Annotated in this window: 17 protein-coding genes; 12 read left to right on the top strand and 5 right to left on the bottom strand. The window is 60.5% G+C overall.

Annotation, left to right across the window (positions count from 1 at the left end):
* Positions 1–71 precede the first annotated feature (71 nt).
* Together KGB29_RS20880 and KGB29_RS20875 are read left to right on the top strand one after the other, a co-directional pair.
* Positions 72–704, top strand: a complete 633-nt coding sequence (locus KGB29_RS20880) for a 2OG-Fe(II) oxygenase (RefSeq protein WP_150813762.1) — start codon at positions 72–74, stop codon at positions 702–704.
* 2 nt (positions 705–706) lie between these two features.
* Entirely contained in the window at positions 707–1,192 is a 486-nt protein-coding gene (locus tag KGB29_RS20875) for a DUF523 domain-containing protein (RefSeq protein ID WP_150813763.1), read from the top strand.
* A 116-nt stretch (positions 1,193–1,308) separates the two neighbouring features.
* Here the strand turns inward: KGB29_RS20875 and KGB29_RS20870 are convergent, their stop codons facing one another.
* Positions 1,309–1,902: a transporter substrate-binding domain-containing protein gene (locus tag KGB29_RS20870; protein ID WP_150813764.1), complete on the bottom strand. Its 594-nt coding sequence runs from the start codon at positions 1,900–1,902 to the stop codon at positions 1,309–1,311.
* A 135-nt stretch (positions 1,903–2,037) separates the two neighbouring features.
* Here KGB29_RS20870 and KGB29_RS20865 point away from each other — a divergent pair, with 135 nt between their 5' ends.
* A complete protein-coding gene (locus KGB29_RS20865) occupies positions 2,038–2,460 on the top strand; it encodes a DUF4399 domain-containing protein (protein ID WP_057712864.1) in 423 nt (140 codons plus the stop codon).
* Between the two features lie 61 nt (positions 2,461–2,521).
* Here the strand turns inward: KGB29_RS20865 and serA are convergent, their stop codons facing one another.
* Positions 2,522–3,751, bottom strand: a complete 1,230-nt coding sequence (gene serA / locus KGB29_RS20860; RefSeq protein ID WP_007976393.1) for a phosphoglycerate dehydrogenase — start codon at positions 3,749–3,751, stop codon at positions 2,522–2,524.
* A gap of 204 nt (positions 3,752–3,955) precedes the next feature.
* Here serA and KGB29_RS20855 point away from each other — a divergent pair, with 204 nt between their 5' ends.
* The 4 genes from KGB29_RS20855 to KGB29_RS20840 all read left to right on the top strand — a co-directional run bounded on the left by KGB29_RS20855 (position 3,956) and on the right by KGB29_RS20840 (position 8,262).
* Positions 3,956–5,350: an FAD-binding oxidoreductase gene (locus tag KGB29_RS20855; protein ID WP_150813765.1), complete on the top strand. Its 1,395-nt coding sequence runs from the start codon at positions 3,956–3,958 to the stop codon at positions 5,348–5,350.
* A 38-nt stretch (positions 5,351–5,388) separates the two neighbouring features.
* The gene (locus KGB29_RS20850) at positions 5,389–6,054 is read left to right on the top strand and encodes a fumarylacetoacetate hydrolase family protein (protein WP_056726437.1); all 666 of its coding nucleotides are present in this window, start codon (positions 5,389–5,391) and stop codon (positions 6,052–6,054) included.
* Positions 6,055–6,310: 256 nt separating this feature from the next.
* Positions 6,311–7,237: an SdiA-regulated domain-containing protein gene (locus KGB29_RS20845; protein WP_150813766.1), complete on the top strand. Its 927-nt coding sequence runs from the start codon at positions 6,311–6,313 to the stop codon at positions 7,235–7,237.
* A gap of 107 nt (positions 7,238–7,344) precedes the next feature.
* Positions 7,345–8,262, top strand: a complete 918-nt coding sequence (locus KGB29_RS20840; RefSeq protein WP_150813767.1) for an SdiA-regulated domain-containing protein — start codon at positions 7,345–7,347, stop codon at positions 8,260–8,262.
* A gap of 147 nt (positions 8,263–8,409) precedes the next feature.
* Here KGB29_RS20840 and rpiA read toward each other — a convergent pair whose 3' ends face one another.
* Positions 8,410–9,084, bottom strand: a complete 675-nt coding sequence (gene rpiA, locus KGB29_RS20835) for a ribose-5-phosphate isomerase RpiA (protein WP_046039153.1) — start codon at positions 9,082–9,084, stop codon at positions 8,410–8,412.
* A 267-nt stretch (positions 9,085–9,351) separates the two neighbouring features.
* On the opposite strand from rpiA, the gene ilvA reads away from it, so the two are divergent.
* Positions 9,352–10,866 (top strand): threonine ammonia-lyase, biosynthetic, encoded by a 1,515-nt coding sequence (gene ilvA, locus KGB29_RS20830; RefSeq protein ID WP_057712867.1) that lies wholly within the window; start codon positions 9,352–9,354, stop codon positions 10,864–10,866.
* A gap of 40 nt (positions 10,867–10,906) precedes the next feature.
* Complete coding sequence (locus tag KGB29_RS20825; RefSeq protein WP_057712868.1) at positions 10,907–11,332, top strand: DUF2269 domain-containing protein; 426 nt, start codon at positions 10,907–10,909, stop codon at positions 11,330–11,332.
* 119 nt (positions 11,333–11,451) lie between these two features.
* On the opposite strand, the gene KGB29_RS20820 is transcribed toward KGB29_RS20825, so the two are convergent.
* Positions 11,452–12,108, bottom strand: a complete 657-nt coding sequence (locus tag KGB29_RS20820) for an HAD family hydrolase (RefSeq protein ID WP_150813768.1) — start codon at positions 12,106–12,108, stop codon at positions 11,452–11,454.
* Positions 12,109–12,251: 143 nt separating this feature from the next.
* On the opposite strand from KGB29_RS20820, the gene KGB29_RS20815 reads away from it, so the two are divergent.
* Positions 12,252–12,731 carry an RNA pyrophosphohydrolase gene (locus KGB29_RS20815; RefSeq protein ID WP_053163553.1) on the top strand — a complete coding sequence of 160 codons (480 nt, stop codon included), beginning with the start codon at positions 12,252–12,254 and terminating at the stop codon, positions 12,729–12,731.
* Between the two features lie 22 nt (positions 12,732–12,753).
* Positions 12,754–15,033 (top strand): phosphoenolpyruvate--protein phosphotransferase, encoded by a 2,280-nt coding sequence (gene ptsP / locus KGB29_RS20810; protein WP_057712870.1) that lies wholly within the window; start codon positions 12,754–12,756, stop codon positions 15,031–15,033.
* Positions 15,034–15,147: 114 nt separating this feature from the next.
* Here ptsP and KGB29_RS20805 read toward each other — a convergent pair whose 3' ends face one another.
* Positions 15,148–15,894, bottom strand: coding sequence for an NRDE family protein (locus tag KGB29_RS20805; RefSeq protein ID WP_150813769.1), 747 nt, complete (start codon positions 15,892–15,894; stop codon positions 15,148–15,150).
* A 133-nt stretch (positions 15,895–16,027) separates the two neighbouring features.
* Between KGB29_RS20805 and KGB29_RS20800 the strand changes: the two genes are divergently transcribed.
* On the top strand, positions 16,028–16,810 hold the full coding sequence (locus KGB29_RS20800; protein ID WP_057712872.1) for a sulfite exporter TauE/SafE family protein: 783 nt from the start codon (positions 16,028–16,030) through the stop codon (positions 16,808–16,810).
* Positions 16,811–16,896 lie beyond the last annotated feature (86 nt).

Below are 16,896 nucleotides of genomic sequence, written 5' to 3'. Positions count from 1 at the left end.
CACCCCTGCTTGTCGAGAATTCGTATCAACCCGCTGCGCGGCTCTGTCGGATTTCCGGGCACAGGAATACTATGCGCGCCATGCAAATATCCTCTGATCACCCGCTGCTGCTACGAATCGTCGACGACCTGGCCGAGCACGGCTGGTCGCAGCAGAATATTTTCCTGCCTCAGGACTTGACCCGAGAGCTGGCGGCCGAGTGTCGCAAACGTGCTGCAGAGGGTCAGCTGGCTCCGGCCGCCGTGGGCCGTGGGCCGTCATCGGAGATCCGCGAAGGGATTCGTGGCGACCATATCCAGTGGATCGACCCCGGCCAGGCCGAGGCGTGCGACAGCTATCTGAGTTTGATGGACAGCCTGCGCGAGGCGATCAATCGCGGTCTGTTTCTCGGCCTGGAGGATTTCGAAAGCCATTTTGCGATGTACCCGCCCGGCGCCTTCTACCTGAAGCACGTCGACCGCTTTCGCGATGACGACCGGCGCATGGTTTCGGCGGTGGTTTACCTCAATGACGGCTGGCTTCCCGAACACGGTGGCCAGTTGCGCATGTACCTCGACAATGATCGCGCCCACGACGTGCAGCCTAACGGCGGCTGCCTGGTGGTGTTTCTCTCCGGCGAGGTTCCCCACGAAGTCCTGCCCGCGACTCGGGATCGCCTGTCCTTGACCGGCTGGTTCCGTCGGCGCGGCAACGAGCCGTTCTGATCATGCAGAAAATTCTCGTCAGCCGATGCCTGTTGGGCCACCGCGTCCGTTACGACGGCGGGGCCAGCGGGCCGTTCGATCAGCTTCAGCAGTGGCTTGATGAGGGTCGGGTCGTACCGTTGTGCCCCGAGGTGGCAGGTGGATTGCCAACACCTCGGGCCGCGGCGGAAATTCCAGGCGGGCAGGGCACGCAAGTCCTCGATGGCCAGGCGTTGGTGATCACCACCGAGGGCGAGGACGTCAGTGCGCAGTTTCTGTCGGGGGCGTATCAGGCACTGGAACTGGTAAAAAAGCATGGCATCCGCATCGCCGTCCTCAAGGCCAACAGCCCGTCCTGCGGCAATTTGCTGACCTATGACGGGACGTTCAGCGGCGTGAAAGTCAGTGGTGAGGGCGTGACGGCGGCGCTACTCAACCGTCACGGGGTGCAGGTGTTCAGTGAGCTGGAGTTGCCGCAGGCGGCACAGGCTTTATTGACGCTGGACTGACAACCAACACAAAACCAATGTGGGAGCGGGCTTGCTCGCGAAGGGGGCATGTCAGTCGAAAGGGATGCTGACTGATACACCGCCTTCGCGAGCAAGCCCGCTCCCACAGTTGGGTTTCATTGTTCTTTCGGCTTGGGCGTCACACCCGCATCCGCCCCCAGCCACTTCTGTTCCAGCGCTTGCAGTCGCCCGTCATCCTTGATTCGTTGCAATGCGTTTTCCAGGCTGGCATGGAACGCCGGATTACCCTTCTGAAACGGAATCGCCAGGCTCACGGCCGGGTTGGTTTTGGGCTTCTCTTCCGTCAGCGACTGGACCAGCAAAATGGAGCGAGGCTCTTCTTTCTGCGCGATCAATTGCGCATTGGTTTGAATGTAAGGTTCGCTGAAGTCGAAACGATCCTTGAGATCCGGGGTCACTGCTATGTGGTTGATAGCGATGTCGTATTTGCCGCTTTCGACGCCGGTCAGCAGATCGCTGCCGTCGGTGACGACGAAGTCGGCCCGGACATCGAGTTCACTTGCGAGCAGTTGGCCCAACTCGATTTCGAAGCCGGTGAGCTTGTCGTCATCCTTGAAATTGAACGGGGGAGTGTTGGCTTCAACGGCAATGCGCAATTCGCCCCGGTCGTTGACGTCATCAATCAATTCGGCATGAGCCAAAGGGCTCAGAAGGGGTAGCAGGCAGATCAGGCCAGGCAGAAAGCGCATGGTCACTCCTTTGAATTTATTATCGCGATCCTCTGATTCAGGCTCGCTTTGCTATGGTTGTCGAGTGCCTTCGACAACGAATGGCCGTGAAGTTGTCATGGTCACGCGAATTTTACGGAAAAACTGGAGAAGAGAATGAAAACCTTTATGTCACGTGCTGCTTTGGCTGGCCTGTTGATGGGTGTTTCGGTGCTGGCCAGTGCAACGCCGGCTCCGAAGGGCGCCGAAGTGTCTATCGTGTCTCCCAAGGATGGCGCGACGGTTCCACAGACGGTCGTCGTCAAGTTCGCTGTCGAGAACGTTGCCCTGGCACCGGCGGGCAATACCACCAAGAACACCGGTCATCACCACTTGCTGATCGACGTCGACGAACTGCCAGCCGCCGGCGCGCCGATTCCCAAAGATGCCAACCACCAGCATTTCGGCAACGCGCAGACCCAGGCTGAAGTAACGCTCACGCCGGGCAAACACACCTTGCAGCTTGAACTGGGCGATAGCAACCACATGCCGTTCGATCCGCCGATCGTTTCCGAGAAGATCACCGTCAACGTCAAGTAACGTTGTAGCGTGAATGAAAAAGGGAGCCCGAAGGCTCCCTTTTTTGTCGCTCAAGTCGCGATCAGAACAGCACCCGGCTACGGATGGTGCCCTTGACGTGTTGCAGCTTCTCTTGCGCCAGGTCCGAGTACTCGGCGTCGACGTCGATCACCACGTAGCCGACCTTCTCGTTGGTCTGCAGGAACTGACCGGAGATGTTGATGCCGTTTTCGGCGAAGACTTTGTTGATCTCGCTGAGCACGCCCGGAATGTTTTCGTGGATGTGCAGCAGGCGGTGCTTGCCAGGGTGAGCCGGCAGGGCCACTTCCGGGAAGTTCACGGACGATACCGAAGTACCGTTGTCGCTGTACTTGACCAGTTTTTCCGCCACTTCCAGACCGATGTTGGCCTGGGCTTCAGCGGTAGAGCCACCGATGTGCGGGGTCAGGATCACGTTGTCCAGGCCACGCAGCGGGCTTTCGAACTCTTCGTCGTTGGAGCGTGGCTCCACCGGGAATACGTCGATGGCCGCGCCGATCAGGTGCTTGTCCTTGATGGCAGCCGCCAGGTGGTCCAGTTCGACCACGGTGCCGCGGGCGGCGTTGATCAGGATGCCGCCTTTCTTGATGGCGCGGATTTCCTTCTCGCCCATCATCCACTGGGTGGCGGCGGTTTCCGGTACGTGCAGCGAAACGATGTCGGACATCGCCAGCAGCTCGTGCAGGTTGCCTACCTGAGTGGCGTTACCCAGTGGCAGCTTGGTGATGGTGTCGTAGAAATACACCTGCATGCCCAGGCCTTCCGCCAGGACCGACAGTTGAGTACCGATCGAGCCGTAACCGACGATGCCCAGCTTCTTGCCGCGGATCTCGAAGGAATTGGCCGCGCTCTTGATCCAGCCGCCACGGTGGCAGGAAGCGTTCTTCTCAGGGATGCCGCGCAGCAGCAGGATCGCTTCGGCCAGCACCAGTTCCGCTACGGAACGGGTGTTGGAGTACGGTGCGTTGAACACCGCGATGCCGCGTTCGCGGGCCGCGTCCAGGTCGACCTGGTTGGTGCCGATGCAGAAACACCCTACAGCCACGAGCTTCTTCGCGTGATCGAAGATCTCTTCGGTCAGTTGAGTGCGGGAGCGAATGCCGATGAAGTGAGCATCGGCGATCTTTTCCTTGAGCTGGGCTTCCGGCAGAGAACCAGTGAGGTACTCGATGCTGGTGTAGCCCGCCGCCTTGAGGACGTCGACAGCCGATTGGTGGACGCCTTCGAGAAGAAGGAACTTGATCTTGCTCTTATCGAGAGAAGTCTTGCTCATCTGCGTAAACCTGTATCCCGGAGAAAAATGGCAGGAAATGGTCAACAGATGCTGACCCGGACGGCAACTAAACCGTCACCGCAGAACAGCCCTTGGGCACTATCCTGCGGGGTCGTTATGCTAGCATATGCACCCCGCTAAACACTCATTCCTGCGACGTGAAGCGTTCTCAGGATGACCATGAATTGTTCGAGAGTTCTGTCGATGACCAATCCTGCCCTGATTGAAGAGCTGAAGACCCTGGTTGAGCCTGGCAAGGTGCTGACCGATGCCGACTCCCTGAATGCTTACGGAAAGGATTGGACCAAGCATTTCGCCCCGGCCCCGACCGCCATCGTGTTCCCCAAGACCACCGAGCAGGTCCAGGCCATTGTCCTGTGGGCCAACAAACACAAGGTGGCGCTGGTGCCGTCCGGTGGTCGTACCGGTCTTTCCGCAGCAGCGGTGGCGGCCAATGGTGAAGTGGTCGTGTCGTTCGACTACATGAACCAGATCCTCGACGTGAACCTCACTGACCGCACGGCCGTTTGCCAGCCGGGCGTGGTCACCGAGCACCTGCAGAACGTGGCCGAAGAAAACGGCCTGTACTACCCGGTGGACTTCGCTTCGGCAGGTTCGAGCCAGATTGGCGGCAATATCGGCACCAATGCCGGCGGGATCAAGGTGATCCGCTACGGCATGACCCGTAACTGGGTTGCCGGCATGAAAGTCGTCACCGGCAAGGGCGACGTGCTGGAACTGAACCGCGACCTGATCAAGAACGCCACCGGCTACGACATGCGTCAGCTGTTCATCGGCGCCGAAGGCACCCTCGGGTTCGTGGTCGAAGCGACCATGCGCCTGGACCGCGCGCCGAAAAACCTCACTGCGATGGTCCTCGGCACCGCCGATTTCGACTCGATCATGCCGGTGCTGCACGCGTTCCAGAGCAAGCTCGACCTGACCGCCTTCGAATTCTTCTCCGACAAAGCCCTGGCCAAAGTCATGGCCCGTGGCGATGTGCCGGCGCCGTTCGAATCCGACTGCCCGTTCTATGCGCTGCTGGAATTCGAAGCGACCACCGAAGAAGTGGCCAACCACGCCCTGGAAACCTTCGAGCACTGCGTCGAGCAGGGCTGGGTACTGGACGGCGTGATGAGCCAGAGTGAAACCCAGTTGCAGAACCTGTGGAAGCTGCGCGAATACATCTCCGAAACCATTTCCCACTGGACGCCGTACAAGAACGACATTTCGGTCACCGTATCGAAAGTTCCGGCATTCCTGAAGGAAATCGACGCGATCGTCGGTGAACACTACCCGGATTTCGAAATCGTCTGGTTCGGCCACATCGGCGACGGCAACCTGCACTTGAACATCCTCAAGCCGGATAACCTGAGCAAGGACGAGTTCTTCGCCAAGTGCGCCACCGTCAATAAGTGGGTGTTTGAGACCGTCGAGAAATACAACGGTTCGATCTCCGCCGAGCACGGCGTGGGCATGACCAAACGTGACTACCTGACCTACAGCCGCTCGCCGGTCGAGATCGAGTACATGAAAGCGGTCAAGGCGGTGTTCGACCCGACCGGCATCATGAACCCGGGCAAGATTTTCGCTGTTTGATTTTCGAACTTTAAGAGCCAACGAAGCAGGAGTCGGTAATGAGCTATCAGCACCAGTATGTCGACGGTACGCGCATTCACTTCCCGTTGGGGAAAGTGGTGTGCATCGGCCGTAACTACGCCGAACACGCCAAGGAACTGGACAATCCGGTGCCGACCGAGCCACTGCTGTTCATCAAACCGGGCAGTTGCGTAGTGCCGCTGGAAGGCGGCTTCAGCATTCCGACCGAGCGCGGTTCGGTGCATTACGAAGCGGAAATCGCGGTGTTGATCGGCAAGCCTTTGTCGACCAAACCGAGCCGCGAAGAAGTGCTCGACGCTATCTCCGGCTTCGCTCCAGCCCTGGACCTGACCCTGCGCGACAAGCAGGCCGAGCTGAAATCCAAGGGCCTGCCCTGGGAAATCGCCAAGTCCTTCGACGGCGCGGCAGTGCTTGCTCCGTTCGTGTCCGGCAGCACGTTTGCCGACCTGACCGACATCGGCATCCGCCTGACCATCAACGGTGAAGTGCGCCAGGACGGCAACAGCAGCGCGATGCTCAACCCGATCGTGCCGATGATCCAGCACATGGCCGGCTGCTTCTCGTTGCAGGCCGGGGACGTGATCCTCACCGGCACACCAGTGGGCGTTGGCCCGCTGAATGTCGGTGACGAGATCGTTCTGGAATTGCCGGGCGCCAGCAGTTTCACCAGCAGCGTTCGCTAGTCCAGGCACCGCCAAACCCTGTGGGAGCGGGCTTGCTCGCGAAGAGGGCGTGACAGTCGACTAAGTGTTGCCTGGCACACCGCTTTCGCGAGCAAGCCCGCTCCCACATTGGTTTTGTGGTGGCCTATAAATGACTCGCCCTGTCATTTCCCGTTTTTTTCACATCCTGTCTGGATAATTTCAGGGCTTTCGGCCTCTGAGCCGGCCCCAAACTGTGCTATTACCCCTAGCCTGAATTTCTGGAACGCATTCCCCGATGGCCACTTCTCCGCTTTCCACGCTTGAACCTGTCCGCCGTTCGCGCTTCGCCCTGCGTTGGCACACCTGGCTGCTGCTGGTGGCTGTTGTCGCCTACGGCGTTGCATTCGCCATGCACTGGGATTCGCGGGGCGTGCTCTGGGTGAAGGAACAATTCAAGAGCCCGGCCGAGCGCCAGGCGAGCATCTGGCTGCCGGACTATCGTGCGGTGATCGATGCCAAGCCGTTGCCGGGCATGGAGAAGGATGAAGCATCGGACATGGCCTACGACCCTCAGACCAAGACTCTGTTTTCGGTCATGGGCAAGAACCCGTTCCTGGTCGAATTGAACTTGCAGGGCGATGTGCTGCGCAAAATGCCGTTGGTGGGCTGGAGCAACCCTGAGGGCGTCACCGTGCTGGGCGACGGCCGGCTGGCCATTGTCGATGAGCGCGAGCATCTGATCTCTATCGTCAAGGTCGATGCCGATACCCGCGAATTGAATATGGCCGATTTTCCGAAATACGACCTCGGGCCTTCCAGCGACCAGAACAAGGCGTTCGAGGGTGTCACCTGGGACCCGAGCAATCAGCAACTGCTGCTGGGCGAAGAGCGCCCGCCGGCATTGTTTGCCTGGAAAGGTGACGGCAAGGTCCTGACCGGCGACAAGCTGAAGCTGGCCAGCCATGCGCTGGACATGCGCAACCTGTCTGCCTTGGCCGTCGACCCGCGGACTGGCCACATGCTGGTGTTGTCCGCCGACTCGCACCTGTTGCTGGAGCTGGACAAGAAGGGTGAGCAGGTCAGTTTCATCACCCTGCTGCGTGGCTTCAACGGCCTGAAAAATACCATTCCCCGTGCCGAAGGCGTGACCATGGATGAAGCGGGCACGCTGTACATGGTGAGTGAGCCGAACCTGTTTTATCGCTTCGAAAAACAGAAGTAACAAACGCCTGCGCTGATTGCCTGTACGTAAAAGGCCAGCGGCCATTAAGCTTCAGTTCAGACGGGCGTGATATTTCATCCGCCTGTTTTGACCCCGAGCCCACCCGAATGCGTCGATTTGCCCGCCCCAAATCCCTGATCCTGATCCTGTCGGTGATCTTGCTGATCGCATTGATCGCGATCGCCCAGTACATGCGCCTGTTCGAGCGTACCTGGTTCAATCTGCATACGCTGTGGCAGCCGGTGAGTTCCCGGTCCATGGGCCTGGACCAATACCAGGTCGTGACCGAGGCGCAGGTGATCGATGGTCTGGCCGACAACGTTTCAGCGCTGACTTACGACCCGGTACGCAAAAGCCTGTTCACCGTCACCAACAAACGAAGCGAGCTGATCGAGTTGTCCCTCGACGGCAGGATCTTGCGTCGTGTGGCGCTGGTCGGTTTCGGCGATCCGGAGGCGGTGGAGTTCATCAGCGAAGACATCTACGTGGTCACTGACGAAAGTCAGCAGCGGCTGATCAAGATTCGTCTGGAGCAGGACACCACTTTCGTTGATGCGGCAGATGCCGAGCAGATGACCATTGGCGTTCACATGGGCGGCAACAAGGGCTTCGAGGGCCTGGCTTACGATTCAGTGGGCAAGCGCCTGTTCGTCGCCAAGGAGCGCAACCCGATGCTGATCTACGAGGTGCACGGTTTTCCGCGCTTCAATCCTGAAGAATCCTACTCGGTGCACGTGATCAACGACCCCAAGCGTGATGCCGGGATGTTCGTGCGGGATCTGTCGAGCCTGCAATACGATGAGCGCAGCGGGCATTTGCTGGCGCTGTCGGATGAGTCGCGATTGATTCTGGAGCTGGATGTGGATGGGCGGCCGCTGAGCACAATGTCATTGAGCAAGGGGCGCCAGGGCCTGCAAAAAACCGTGCCGCAAGCGGAGGGGATTGCCGTGGACGACGACGGTACGCTGTACATCGTCAGCGAGCCGAACCTGTTCTACGTGTTCAAGAAACCCACGCAACTCTAACTAACACCCCAAAACGACTGTGGGAGCGGGCTTGCTCGCGAAGGGGTCGTGTCAGTCGACAGAGATATCAACTGAGAGACCGCTTTCGCGAGCAAGCCCGCTCCCACAGGTTTTTTCATCTGCCCACAAAAGTGTGGGTGGTCCAGGTTACTCGGCGCGCAGGGTCTTCACGCCTTCGCTGGTCCCCAGCAACAACAGATCCGCCGGACGTGCCGCGAACAAACCGTTGGTGACCACGCCGACGATCGCATTGATCTGTGTCTCCAGCTCCACCGGATTGGTGATCTGCATGTTGAACACGTCGAGGATGATGTTGCCGTTGTCGGTCAGCACGCCTTCGCGGTAAACCGGGTCGCCGCCGAGCTTCACCAGTTCGCGGGCCACGTGGCTGCGGGCCATCGGGATCACTTCCACCGGTAGCGGGAAAGTACCGAGGACCGGCACCAGTTTGCTGGCGTCGGCGATGCAGATGAAGGTCTTGGCCACGGCCGCGACAATCTTCTCGCGGGTCAGGGCAGCGCCGCCGCCCTTGATCAGGTTCAGGTGCTCGTCGCTTTCATCGGCGCCGTCGACGTAGAACTCCAGATCGCTGACGGTGTTCAGTTCGTACACCGGAATCCCGTGGCCCTTGAGACGCGCGGCAGTGGCTTCGGAACTGGCGACGGCGCCGTCGAATGCGCCCTTGTGCTTGGCCAGCGCGTCGATGAAGCAGTTGGCGGTGGAGCCGGTGCCGACCCCGACGATGCTCTTGTCGTCGAGTTTCGGAAGGATGAAGTCGACGGCGGCCTGAGCCACTGCCTGTTTGAGTTGATCCTGGTTCATGCGGGCTCCGGGGTGCCTGGGAGGGGACGAAAGGCCGGCATTATAGGCTTCGGGGCGGGGAAGGTCATTGCCCGATTGGCAGGTTGTGACTGTTCCCTGTAGGAGCGAGCCTGCTCGCGATGGTCGTGAACGATAACGCGTAAAACCGGACAGCCAGCGGCGCCCTCGAGTTTTTCGCGAGCAGGCTCGCTCCTACAGGGTGGTCGCACGCCTGAAAGCCGGGTTAGACTCCTTGGTCCTGCCCAACCCGCTCAGTGATGCTTTCCGATGCTTGAACAGTACGTCAAAAAGATCCTCACCTCGCGCGTTTATGACGTTGCCGTAGAAACTCCGTTGCAGTCTGCCCGCCAGCTCTCCGAGCGGCTGGGCAACAGCATTTGGCTCAAGCGCGAAGACTTGCAGCCGGTGTTCTCGTTCAAGATTCGCGGCGCCTACAACAAGTTGACCCAGTTGAGCGACGAAGAACGCGCTCGCGGCGTGGTCACCGCGTCGGCGGGCAACCATGCCCAGGGCCTGGCCCTGGCGGCGAAGGTGTTGGGCGTGAAAGCGACCATCGTCATGCCCAAGACCACCCCGGAGATCAAGGTCGAAGGCGTGCGCTCCCGTGGCGGCAAAGTGGTGCTGCACGGCGACTCGTTCCCGGAAGCCCTGGCCTACTCGCTGAAACTGGTCGACGAAAAAGGCTACGTCTACATTCACCCGTACGACGATCCCCACACCATTGCCGGGCAGGGCACCGTGGCGATGGAGATTCTGCGCCAGCACCCGCAGCCATTGGATGCGATTTTCGTCCCGGTGGGTGGTGGCGGCCTGATCGCCGGCATCGCGGCGTACGTGAAGTACCTGCGCCCGGACATCAAGATCATCGGCGTCGAACCGGATGACTCCAATTGCCTGCAAGCGGCCATGGCGGCCGGCGAGCGCGTGGTACTGCCGACCGTAGGCCTCTTCGCCGACGGTGTTGCGGTGGCCCAGATCGGTCAGCACACCTTTGACATCTGCAAAGACCATGTCGACGAAGTGATCACCGTCAGCACCGATGAAATCTGCGCCGCCATCAAGGATATCTACGACGATACCCGCTCGATCACCGAACCTGCCGGCGCCTTGGGCGTGGCCGGGATCAAGAAGTATGTCGAGCAGCGCGGCGTCAGCGGCCAGACCTTCGTGGCCATCGACTCCGGGGCCAACGTCAACTTCGATCGCCTGCGCCACGTCGCCGAGCGTGCGGAGCTGGGCGAGGGCCGCGAAGCGATCATCGCCGTGACCATTCCCGAGAAACCGGGCAGCTTCAAGGCGTTCTGCGAGGCCATAGGCAAGCGCCAGATCACCGAATTCAACTACCGCTACAACACCGGCAGCGAAGCGCACATCTTTGTCGGCGTGCAGACCCACCCGGAAAACGACCCGCGCAGCGCGCTGATCGCCAGCCTGAGCGAGCAGGGTTTCCCGGTGCTGGACCTGACCGACAACGAACTGGCCAAGCTGCACATCCGCCACATGGTCGGCGGGCGTGCGGCGCATGTTGTCGACGAAGTGATCCTGCGTTTCGAATTCCCGGAGCGTCCGGGCGCGCTGTTCAACTTCCTCAACAAGCTGGGCGGGCGTTGGAACATCTCAATGTTCCACTACCGCAACCATGGCGCGGCGGATGGCCGGGTCGTCGCGGGCCTGCAGGTGCCCCACGACGAGCGCCACCTGGTGCCGGCGGCGCTGGAAGAAATCGGTTACCCGTACTGGGACGAAAGCGACAACCCGGCCTATCAGCTGTTTCTTGGCTGAACGGCTACGCTGACGGGCAAGGCAATAAGGAAACCTGACAATGGAAACGTTAACTGCTCTGAAAGCGGCGCACATGGTGGCGACAGTTGTACTGCTGGCTTGTGCGCTGGGGCTGGGAGTCTGGGTTTTGCTGGCGCGGCGCAAGGGTGACGCGACGGCGGGTAGTCGCACCTTGCAGCGGCCAAGGGTGTTTGTCTGGCTGCTGATGGGCCTGGCACTGCTGAGCATGCCGTTTACCGGCTGGTGGATGGTGCACTTGGTGGGCTGGCCGCTGGGGCAGACCTGGTTGCTGGCCTCCAGCGTGCTTTACACTGTGGCGGCGCTGGCGTGGTTCTGGCTGCTGGTGCGGCTCAACAAACTGCGCAAGACACCGGGTGGCGTGGGGAAATTCACCTTTGCCTTGGCGTTGTTCAGCTTTGTCTGCTTTGTCGCCATTGCCGGGTTGATGGGCGCGAAGCCTGTGTAGGAGCAGCCGGTCGACGCTCGATTGCTCGCGAAAAACTCAAGATCGCCGCGGGGCATAAGGTGCCCCGCGTTATCGTTAACGACCATCGCGAGCAAGCTCGCTCCTACAGTAAGGGGACATCAGCCACGCAGGCTGATCACCGGCCAGCCACGCTTCTCGGCCTCGGCCCGCAGGTTCGGATCCGGATCGACCGCCACCGGATGGGTCACCTGCTCCAGCAACGGAAAATCATTCATCGAATCGCTATAGAAGTAGCTGTCTTCCAGCGTAAACCCGGTTTCCTCCAGCCAGCGATTCAGGCGCGTTACCTTGCCCTCGCGGAAGCACGGCACGTCGGTGCTGCGCCCGGTGTAGCGGCCATCGACCATTTCGCATTCTGTGGCGATCAGGGTTTCGACCCCCAGGCGCTCGGCAATGGGCCCGGTGACGAAGCGATTGGTCGCAGTGATGATTACCAGTTTGTCGCCGGCATCGCGGTGCTTCTTCAGCAGCTCAAGTCCCTTGGGCAGCACGATCGGTTCGATGCAGTCGCGCATGTAATCGCTGTGCCACTGATCCAGCGTGGCCATTTCGGTGCGACCGAGTACTTCCAGGCAGAAGTTCAGGTAAGCAGCGTTATCCAGTTTGCCGGCCAGGTAATCCTGGTAGAACGCATCGTTGCGAGCCTTGTAGGCGACGGCGTCGAGAAAGCCGCGCTCGCACAGGTAATCGCCCCAGGCGTGATCGCTGTCACCGCCCAGAAGGGTATTGTCCAAATCGAATAAAGCCAGGCGCATTGCAGTTACCCGCTGAAAAGTCAGTAAAAAGGCGACAAGAATACGGTCTTTTCACAAGAGTGCACATAAGGTAGGAACCTTCGTTGCCGCCTTCACAACCTTTGTGGAACAATGCGGCGACATGCGTTTGCGAGGTTGTTGCCGTGATCGACCCCGATGGTTTTCGCCCCAATGTCGGGATCATTCTGACGAATGACGCCGGCCAGGTGCTATGGGCTCGCCGAATCAATCAAGATGCCTGGCAGTTTCCGCAGGGGGGAATCAACCCCGAAGAGACGCCGGAAGACGCCTTGTACCGCGAGCTGAACGAAGAAGTGGGCCTTGAGCGCGAAGATGTTGAAATTCTCGCCTGCACCCGGGGCTGGTTGCGCTATCGTTTGCCGCAACGTCTGGTACGTACCCACAGCCAACCGCTGTGCATCGGCCAGAAACAGAAATGGTTTCTCCTGCGCCTGGTCTCCAACGAGCAGCGGGTGCGGATGGATTTGACCGGTAAACCGGAATTCGATGGCTGGCGCTGGGTCAGCTATTGGTATCCGTTGGGCCAGGTGGTGACATTCAAGCGCGAGGTGTATCGACGCGCTCTCAAAGAGCTTGCCCCGCGCCTTTTAGCGCGCGACTGACGACGGAGTTCGACCCCGAGCCATGCTCAATACGCTGCGCAAGATCGTCCAGGAAGTTAACTCCGCCAAGGATCTCAAGGCGGCGTTGGGGATTATTGTGTTGCGCGTCAAAGAGGCCATGGGCAGCCAGGTCTGCTCGGTCTACCTGCTTGATCCGGAGACCAACCGGTTCGTACTGATGGCCACCGAGGGCTTGAACAAGCGCTCGATCGGCAAGGTCAGCATGGCCCCCAACGAAGGTCTGGTGGGTCTGGTCGGCACGCGTGAAGAACCCCTGAACCTCGAAAACGCCGCGGACCACCCGCGCTATCGCTACTTCGCCGAAACCGGTGAAGAGCGTTTCGCTTCGTTCCTCGGGGCGCCGATCATCCACCACCGTCGCGTCGTCGGCGTGTTGGTCATCCAGCAAAAAGAGCGTCGCCAGTTCGATGAAGGGGAAGAAGCCTTCCTCGTGACGATGAGCGCGCAGTTGGCCGGCGTTATCGCCCATGCCGAGGCCACAGGCTCCATCCGTGGCCTGGGTCGTCAGGGCAAGGGCATCCAGGAAGCCAAGTTCGTCGGCGTGCCGGGCTCACCGGGTGCCGCGGTCGGTACTGCGGTGGTCATGCTGCCGCCCGCTGACCTGGACGTGGTGCCGGACAAGACCATCACCGACATCGACGCTGAACTGGGGCTGTTCAAGACCGCCATCGAGGGCGTGCGCGCCGACATGCGTACCTTGTCCGCCAAGCTTGCCACGCAGTTGCGCCCGGAAGAGCGGGCCTTGTTCGACGTCTACCTGATGATGCTCGACGATGCTGCGCTGGGCAGCGAAGTGACCACCGTGATCAAGACCGGCCAGTGGGCCCAGGGCGCGTTGCGCCAGGTGGTCACCGATCACGTCAACCGTTTCGAATTGATGGACGACGCTTACCTGCGCGAGCGTGCATCCGACGTCAAGGATCTCGGCCGTCGCTTGCTGGCTTATTTGCAGGAAGAGCGCCAGCAAACCCTGGTCTACCCCGACAACACCATTCTGGTCAGCGAAGAACTGACGCCGGCGATGCTCGGCGAGGTGCCGGAAGGCAAGCTGGCCGGCCTGGTGTCGGTACTCGGTTCCGGTAACTCCCACGTCGCGATCCTGGCCCGCGCCATGGGCATCCCGACCGTGATGGGCCTGGTCGACCTGCCGTACTCCAAGGTCGACGGCATCCAGATGATCGTCGACGGCTACCACGGCGAGGTCTACACCAACCCGAGTGAAGTGCTGCGCAAGCAGTTCGCCGAGGTGGTCGAGGAAGAGAAACAACTGGCCCTGGGGCTGGATGCGCTGCGCGATCTGCCGTGCGTGACGGTCGATGGTCACCGCATGCCGCTGTGGGTCAACACCGGCCTGCTGGCGGATGTGGCGCGTGCGCAGAAGCGTGGTGCCGAAGGCGTGGGCCTGTACCGCACCGAAGTGCCGTTCATGATCAACCAGCGTTTCCCGAGCGAAAAGGAACAACTGGCGATCTACCGCGAGCAACTGTCTGCGTTCCACCCGCAACCCGTCACCATGCGTACCCTGGACATCGGCGGCGACAAGTCACTGTCGTACTTCCCGATCAAGGAAGATAACCCGTTCCTCGGCTGGCGCGGCATTCGCGTCACCCTCGACCACCCGGAAATCTTCCTGGTGCAGACCCGTGCCATGCTCAAGGCCAGCGAAGGCCTGAACAACTTGCGGATTCTGCTGCCGATGATCTCCGGCACCCATGAACTGGAAGAAGCGCTGCACCTGATCCACCGCGCCTGGGGCGAAGTACGCGACGAAGGCTGCGACGTGCCGATGCCGCCGATTGGCGTGATGATCGAGATTCCGGCAGCGGTGTACCAGACCAAAGAACTGGCGCGGCAAGTGGATTTCCTGTCGGTCGGTTCCAACGACCTGACCCAGTACCTGCTGGCCGTGGACCGCAACAACCCGCGAGTGGCCGACCTTTACGATTACCTGCACCCGGCGGTGCTTCAGGCGCTGCAGAACGTGGTGCGTGATGCCCATGCCGAAGGCAAGCCAGTGAGCATCTGCGGTGAAATGGCCGGTGATCCGGCGGCGGCGGTGCTGTTGATGGCGATGGGGTTCGACAGCCTGTCGATGAACGCCACCAACTTGCCGAAAGTGAAGTGGATGCTGCGCCAGATCAACCTGAGCAAGGCCAGGGAATTGCTGGCTGAGCTCATGACCATCGATAACCCGCAAGTGATTCACAGCTCGTTGCAGCTGGCGCTGAAGAACCTCGGGTTGGCGCGGATGATCAATCCGGCAGCAATCAAGCCCCTCTAAAACGCTGATGGCCCCATCGCGAGCAAGCTCGCTCCCACACTGGATCTGTGTACGACGCAAATCCCCTGTGGGAGCGAGCTTGCTCGCGATGAGGCCTGTGCTGGCAACACAAGACTAGAGCCTGATCTCCACTTCCCCAAGATGCCCGCCATACGGCCCGAAACTCCTTTCGACCATATGCAGCGCCCCATCCGCCTGCACAATCAACGCGGTACTCGCCCGCGTTCCATAACTCTGGCTGGCAATGAACACGCTCGACAACAACGTTTCGGTGACCAGCCCCACTCCGGTATCCGGCAACTCGGCAAACGGCGCAGTCTGCGCATCGCTCAATAACGCCAGCAGCGCCTGAGGCTGCGGATCATCCAGCACCTCGCTCAATGCAGCCTTGGCCTTGAGCAGCTTCGGCCACGGCGTATCCAGCCCGGCGTTCGACACGCCGTAGACTCCCGGTTGCAGCATCACGGCTTCCGTCTCCCGGGCGTTGAAGTGCCAGAGCTCGTTCCTGTTGCCAACCAGTAGATTGAAACCGCCATATTCAGGCGAATGTCTGACAACGTCGGCCAAATAGTCATCAATCGAGCAATCGCCCTCGAGGAATCGCGCGACCAGCTCCCCACGAGACTTGCGTCCCGGCGGTCGAATGGGATCGCGGATGTTGGTCAGCGCCGCAAATCGTCCGTTGGCACCGACACCGAGCCAGGTGCCACCGGCCTCGAGGTCGCGCCCGGCATGCACATGCGGCGCTTCGGGCCATGGCGCCAGGGGCAGGCTGGGGCGTGCGTAGAATTCATCGCGATTGGCCGCCACGACCAGCGGCTGGGCATGACCCGGTCGCCAGGCAAAAACAATCAGGCACATCAGGCTGTCCTTGTGTGTTTTTTGCTCACTCTACGCAGACATCGCTCATCGATCCATCGCCTTGCGCAGTGGAGCTTGAGGCCATGCATCCGTTACCATGCCGCTCCGGTTTTGGGGATGCGGGCGGGACGACATGGAATTTCTGCTCTATCTGGCGCTCGGCGCCTGTGCAGGTGTACTCGCCGGGCTGTTTGGCGTGGGCGGCGGGATCATCATCGTCCCGGTGCTGGTGTTCAGCTTCAAGGCCCAAGGGTTCGATCCGTCGATCCTCACGCACCTGGCGGTGGGTACCTCCCTGGCGACGATCATCTTTACCTCGGTCAACGCGGTACGCGAGCATCATCGCCGTGGCGCCGTGCGTTGGCCGATCTTCATGTGGATGACCGTCGGCATTCTGGTCGGTGCCGGGTTTGGCGCGCTGACGGCCGAAGCGATTTCCGGCCCCAACCTGCAGAAGCTCATTGGTGTTTTCGCCCTGGTGATCGCCGCTCAGCTGGCGCTTGAGGTCAAACCCAAGGCCAGCCGAACCGTGCCGGGCAAACTCGGTCTGACCGTGGCCGGCAGCGTGATTGGCTGGGCTTCGGCGATTTTCGGCATTGGCGGCGGTTCGTTGACCGTGCCGTTCCTGACCTGGCGCAGTGTGCCGATGCAGCAAGCCGTGGCCACTTCATCGGCCTGCGGTCTGCCGATTGCCCTGGCCAGTGCATTAAGTTTCATGATTCTGGGCTGGCACGATCCGTTGCTCCCGGCCCATAGTCTCGGTTTCATTTATTTGCCGGCGTTGCTGGGCGTTGCCCTGACCAGCATGGTGTTCGCCCGCTTGGGCGCGCGATTGGCCCACAGGTTGTCGCCGAGGTTGCTGAAACGGCTGTTTGCCGCTTTGCTGTTCTGCGTTGGCCTGAACTTTCTAGTCTGAAGCATCTGCTCTGACGGGCAGCGCAATCCTGGCTTAATCCTGAGGTGGCAGCGTCGCCCGGGAATTTTTAAGATTTGAACTCTAAC

This window comes from Pseudomonas sp. BF-B-30 (assembly GCF_019956305.1).
Taxonomy (GTDB): domain Bacteria; phylum Pseudomonadota; class Gammaproteobacteria; order Pseudomonadales; family Pseudomonadaceae; genus Aquipseudomonas; species Aquipseudomonas jessenii.
The sequence above is the reverse complement of the archived record's forward strand: the minus strand, read 5'-3'. Positions and strand labels throughout refer to the sequence as shown.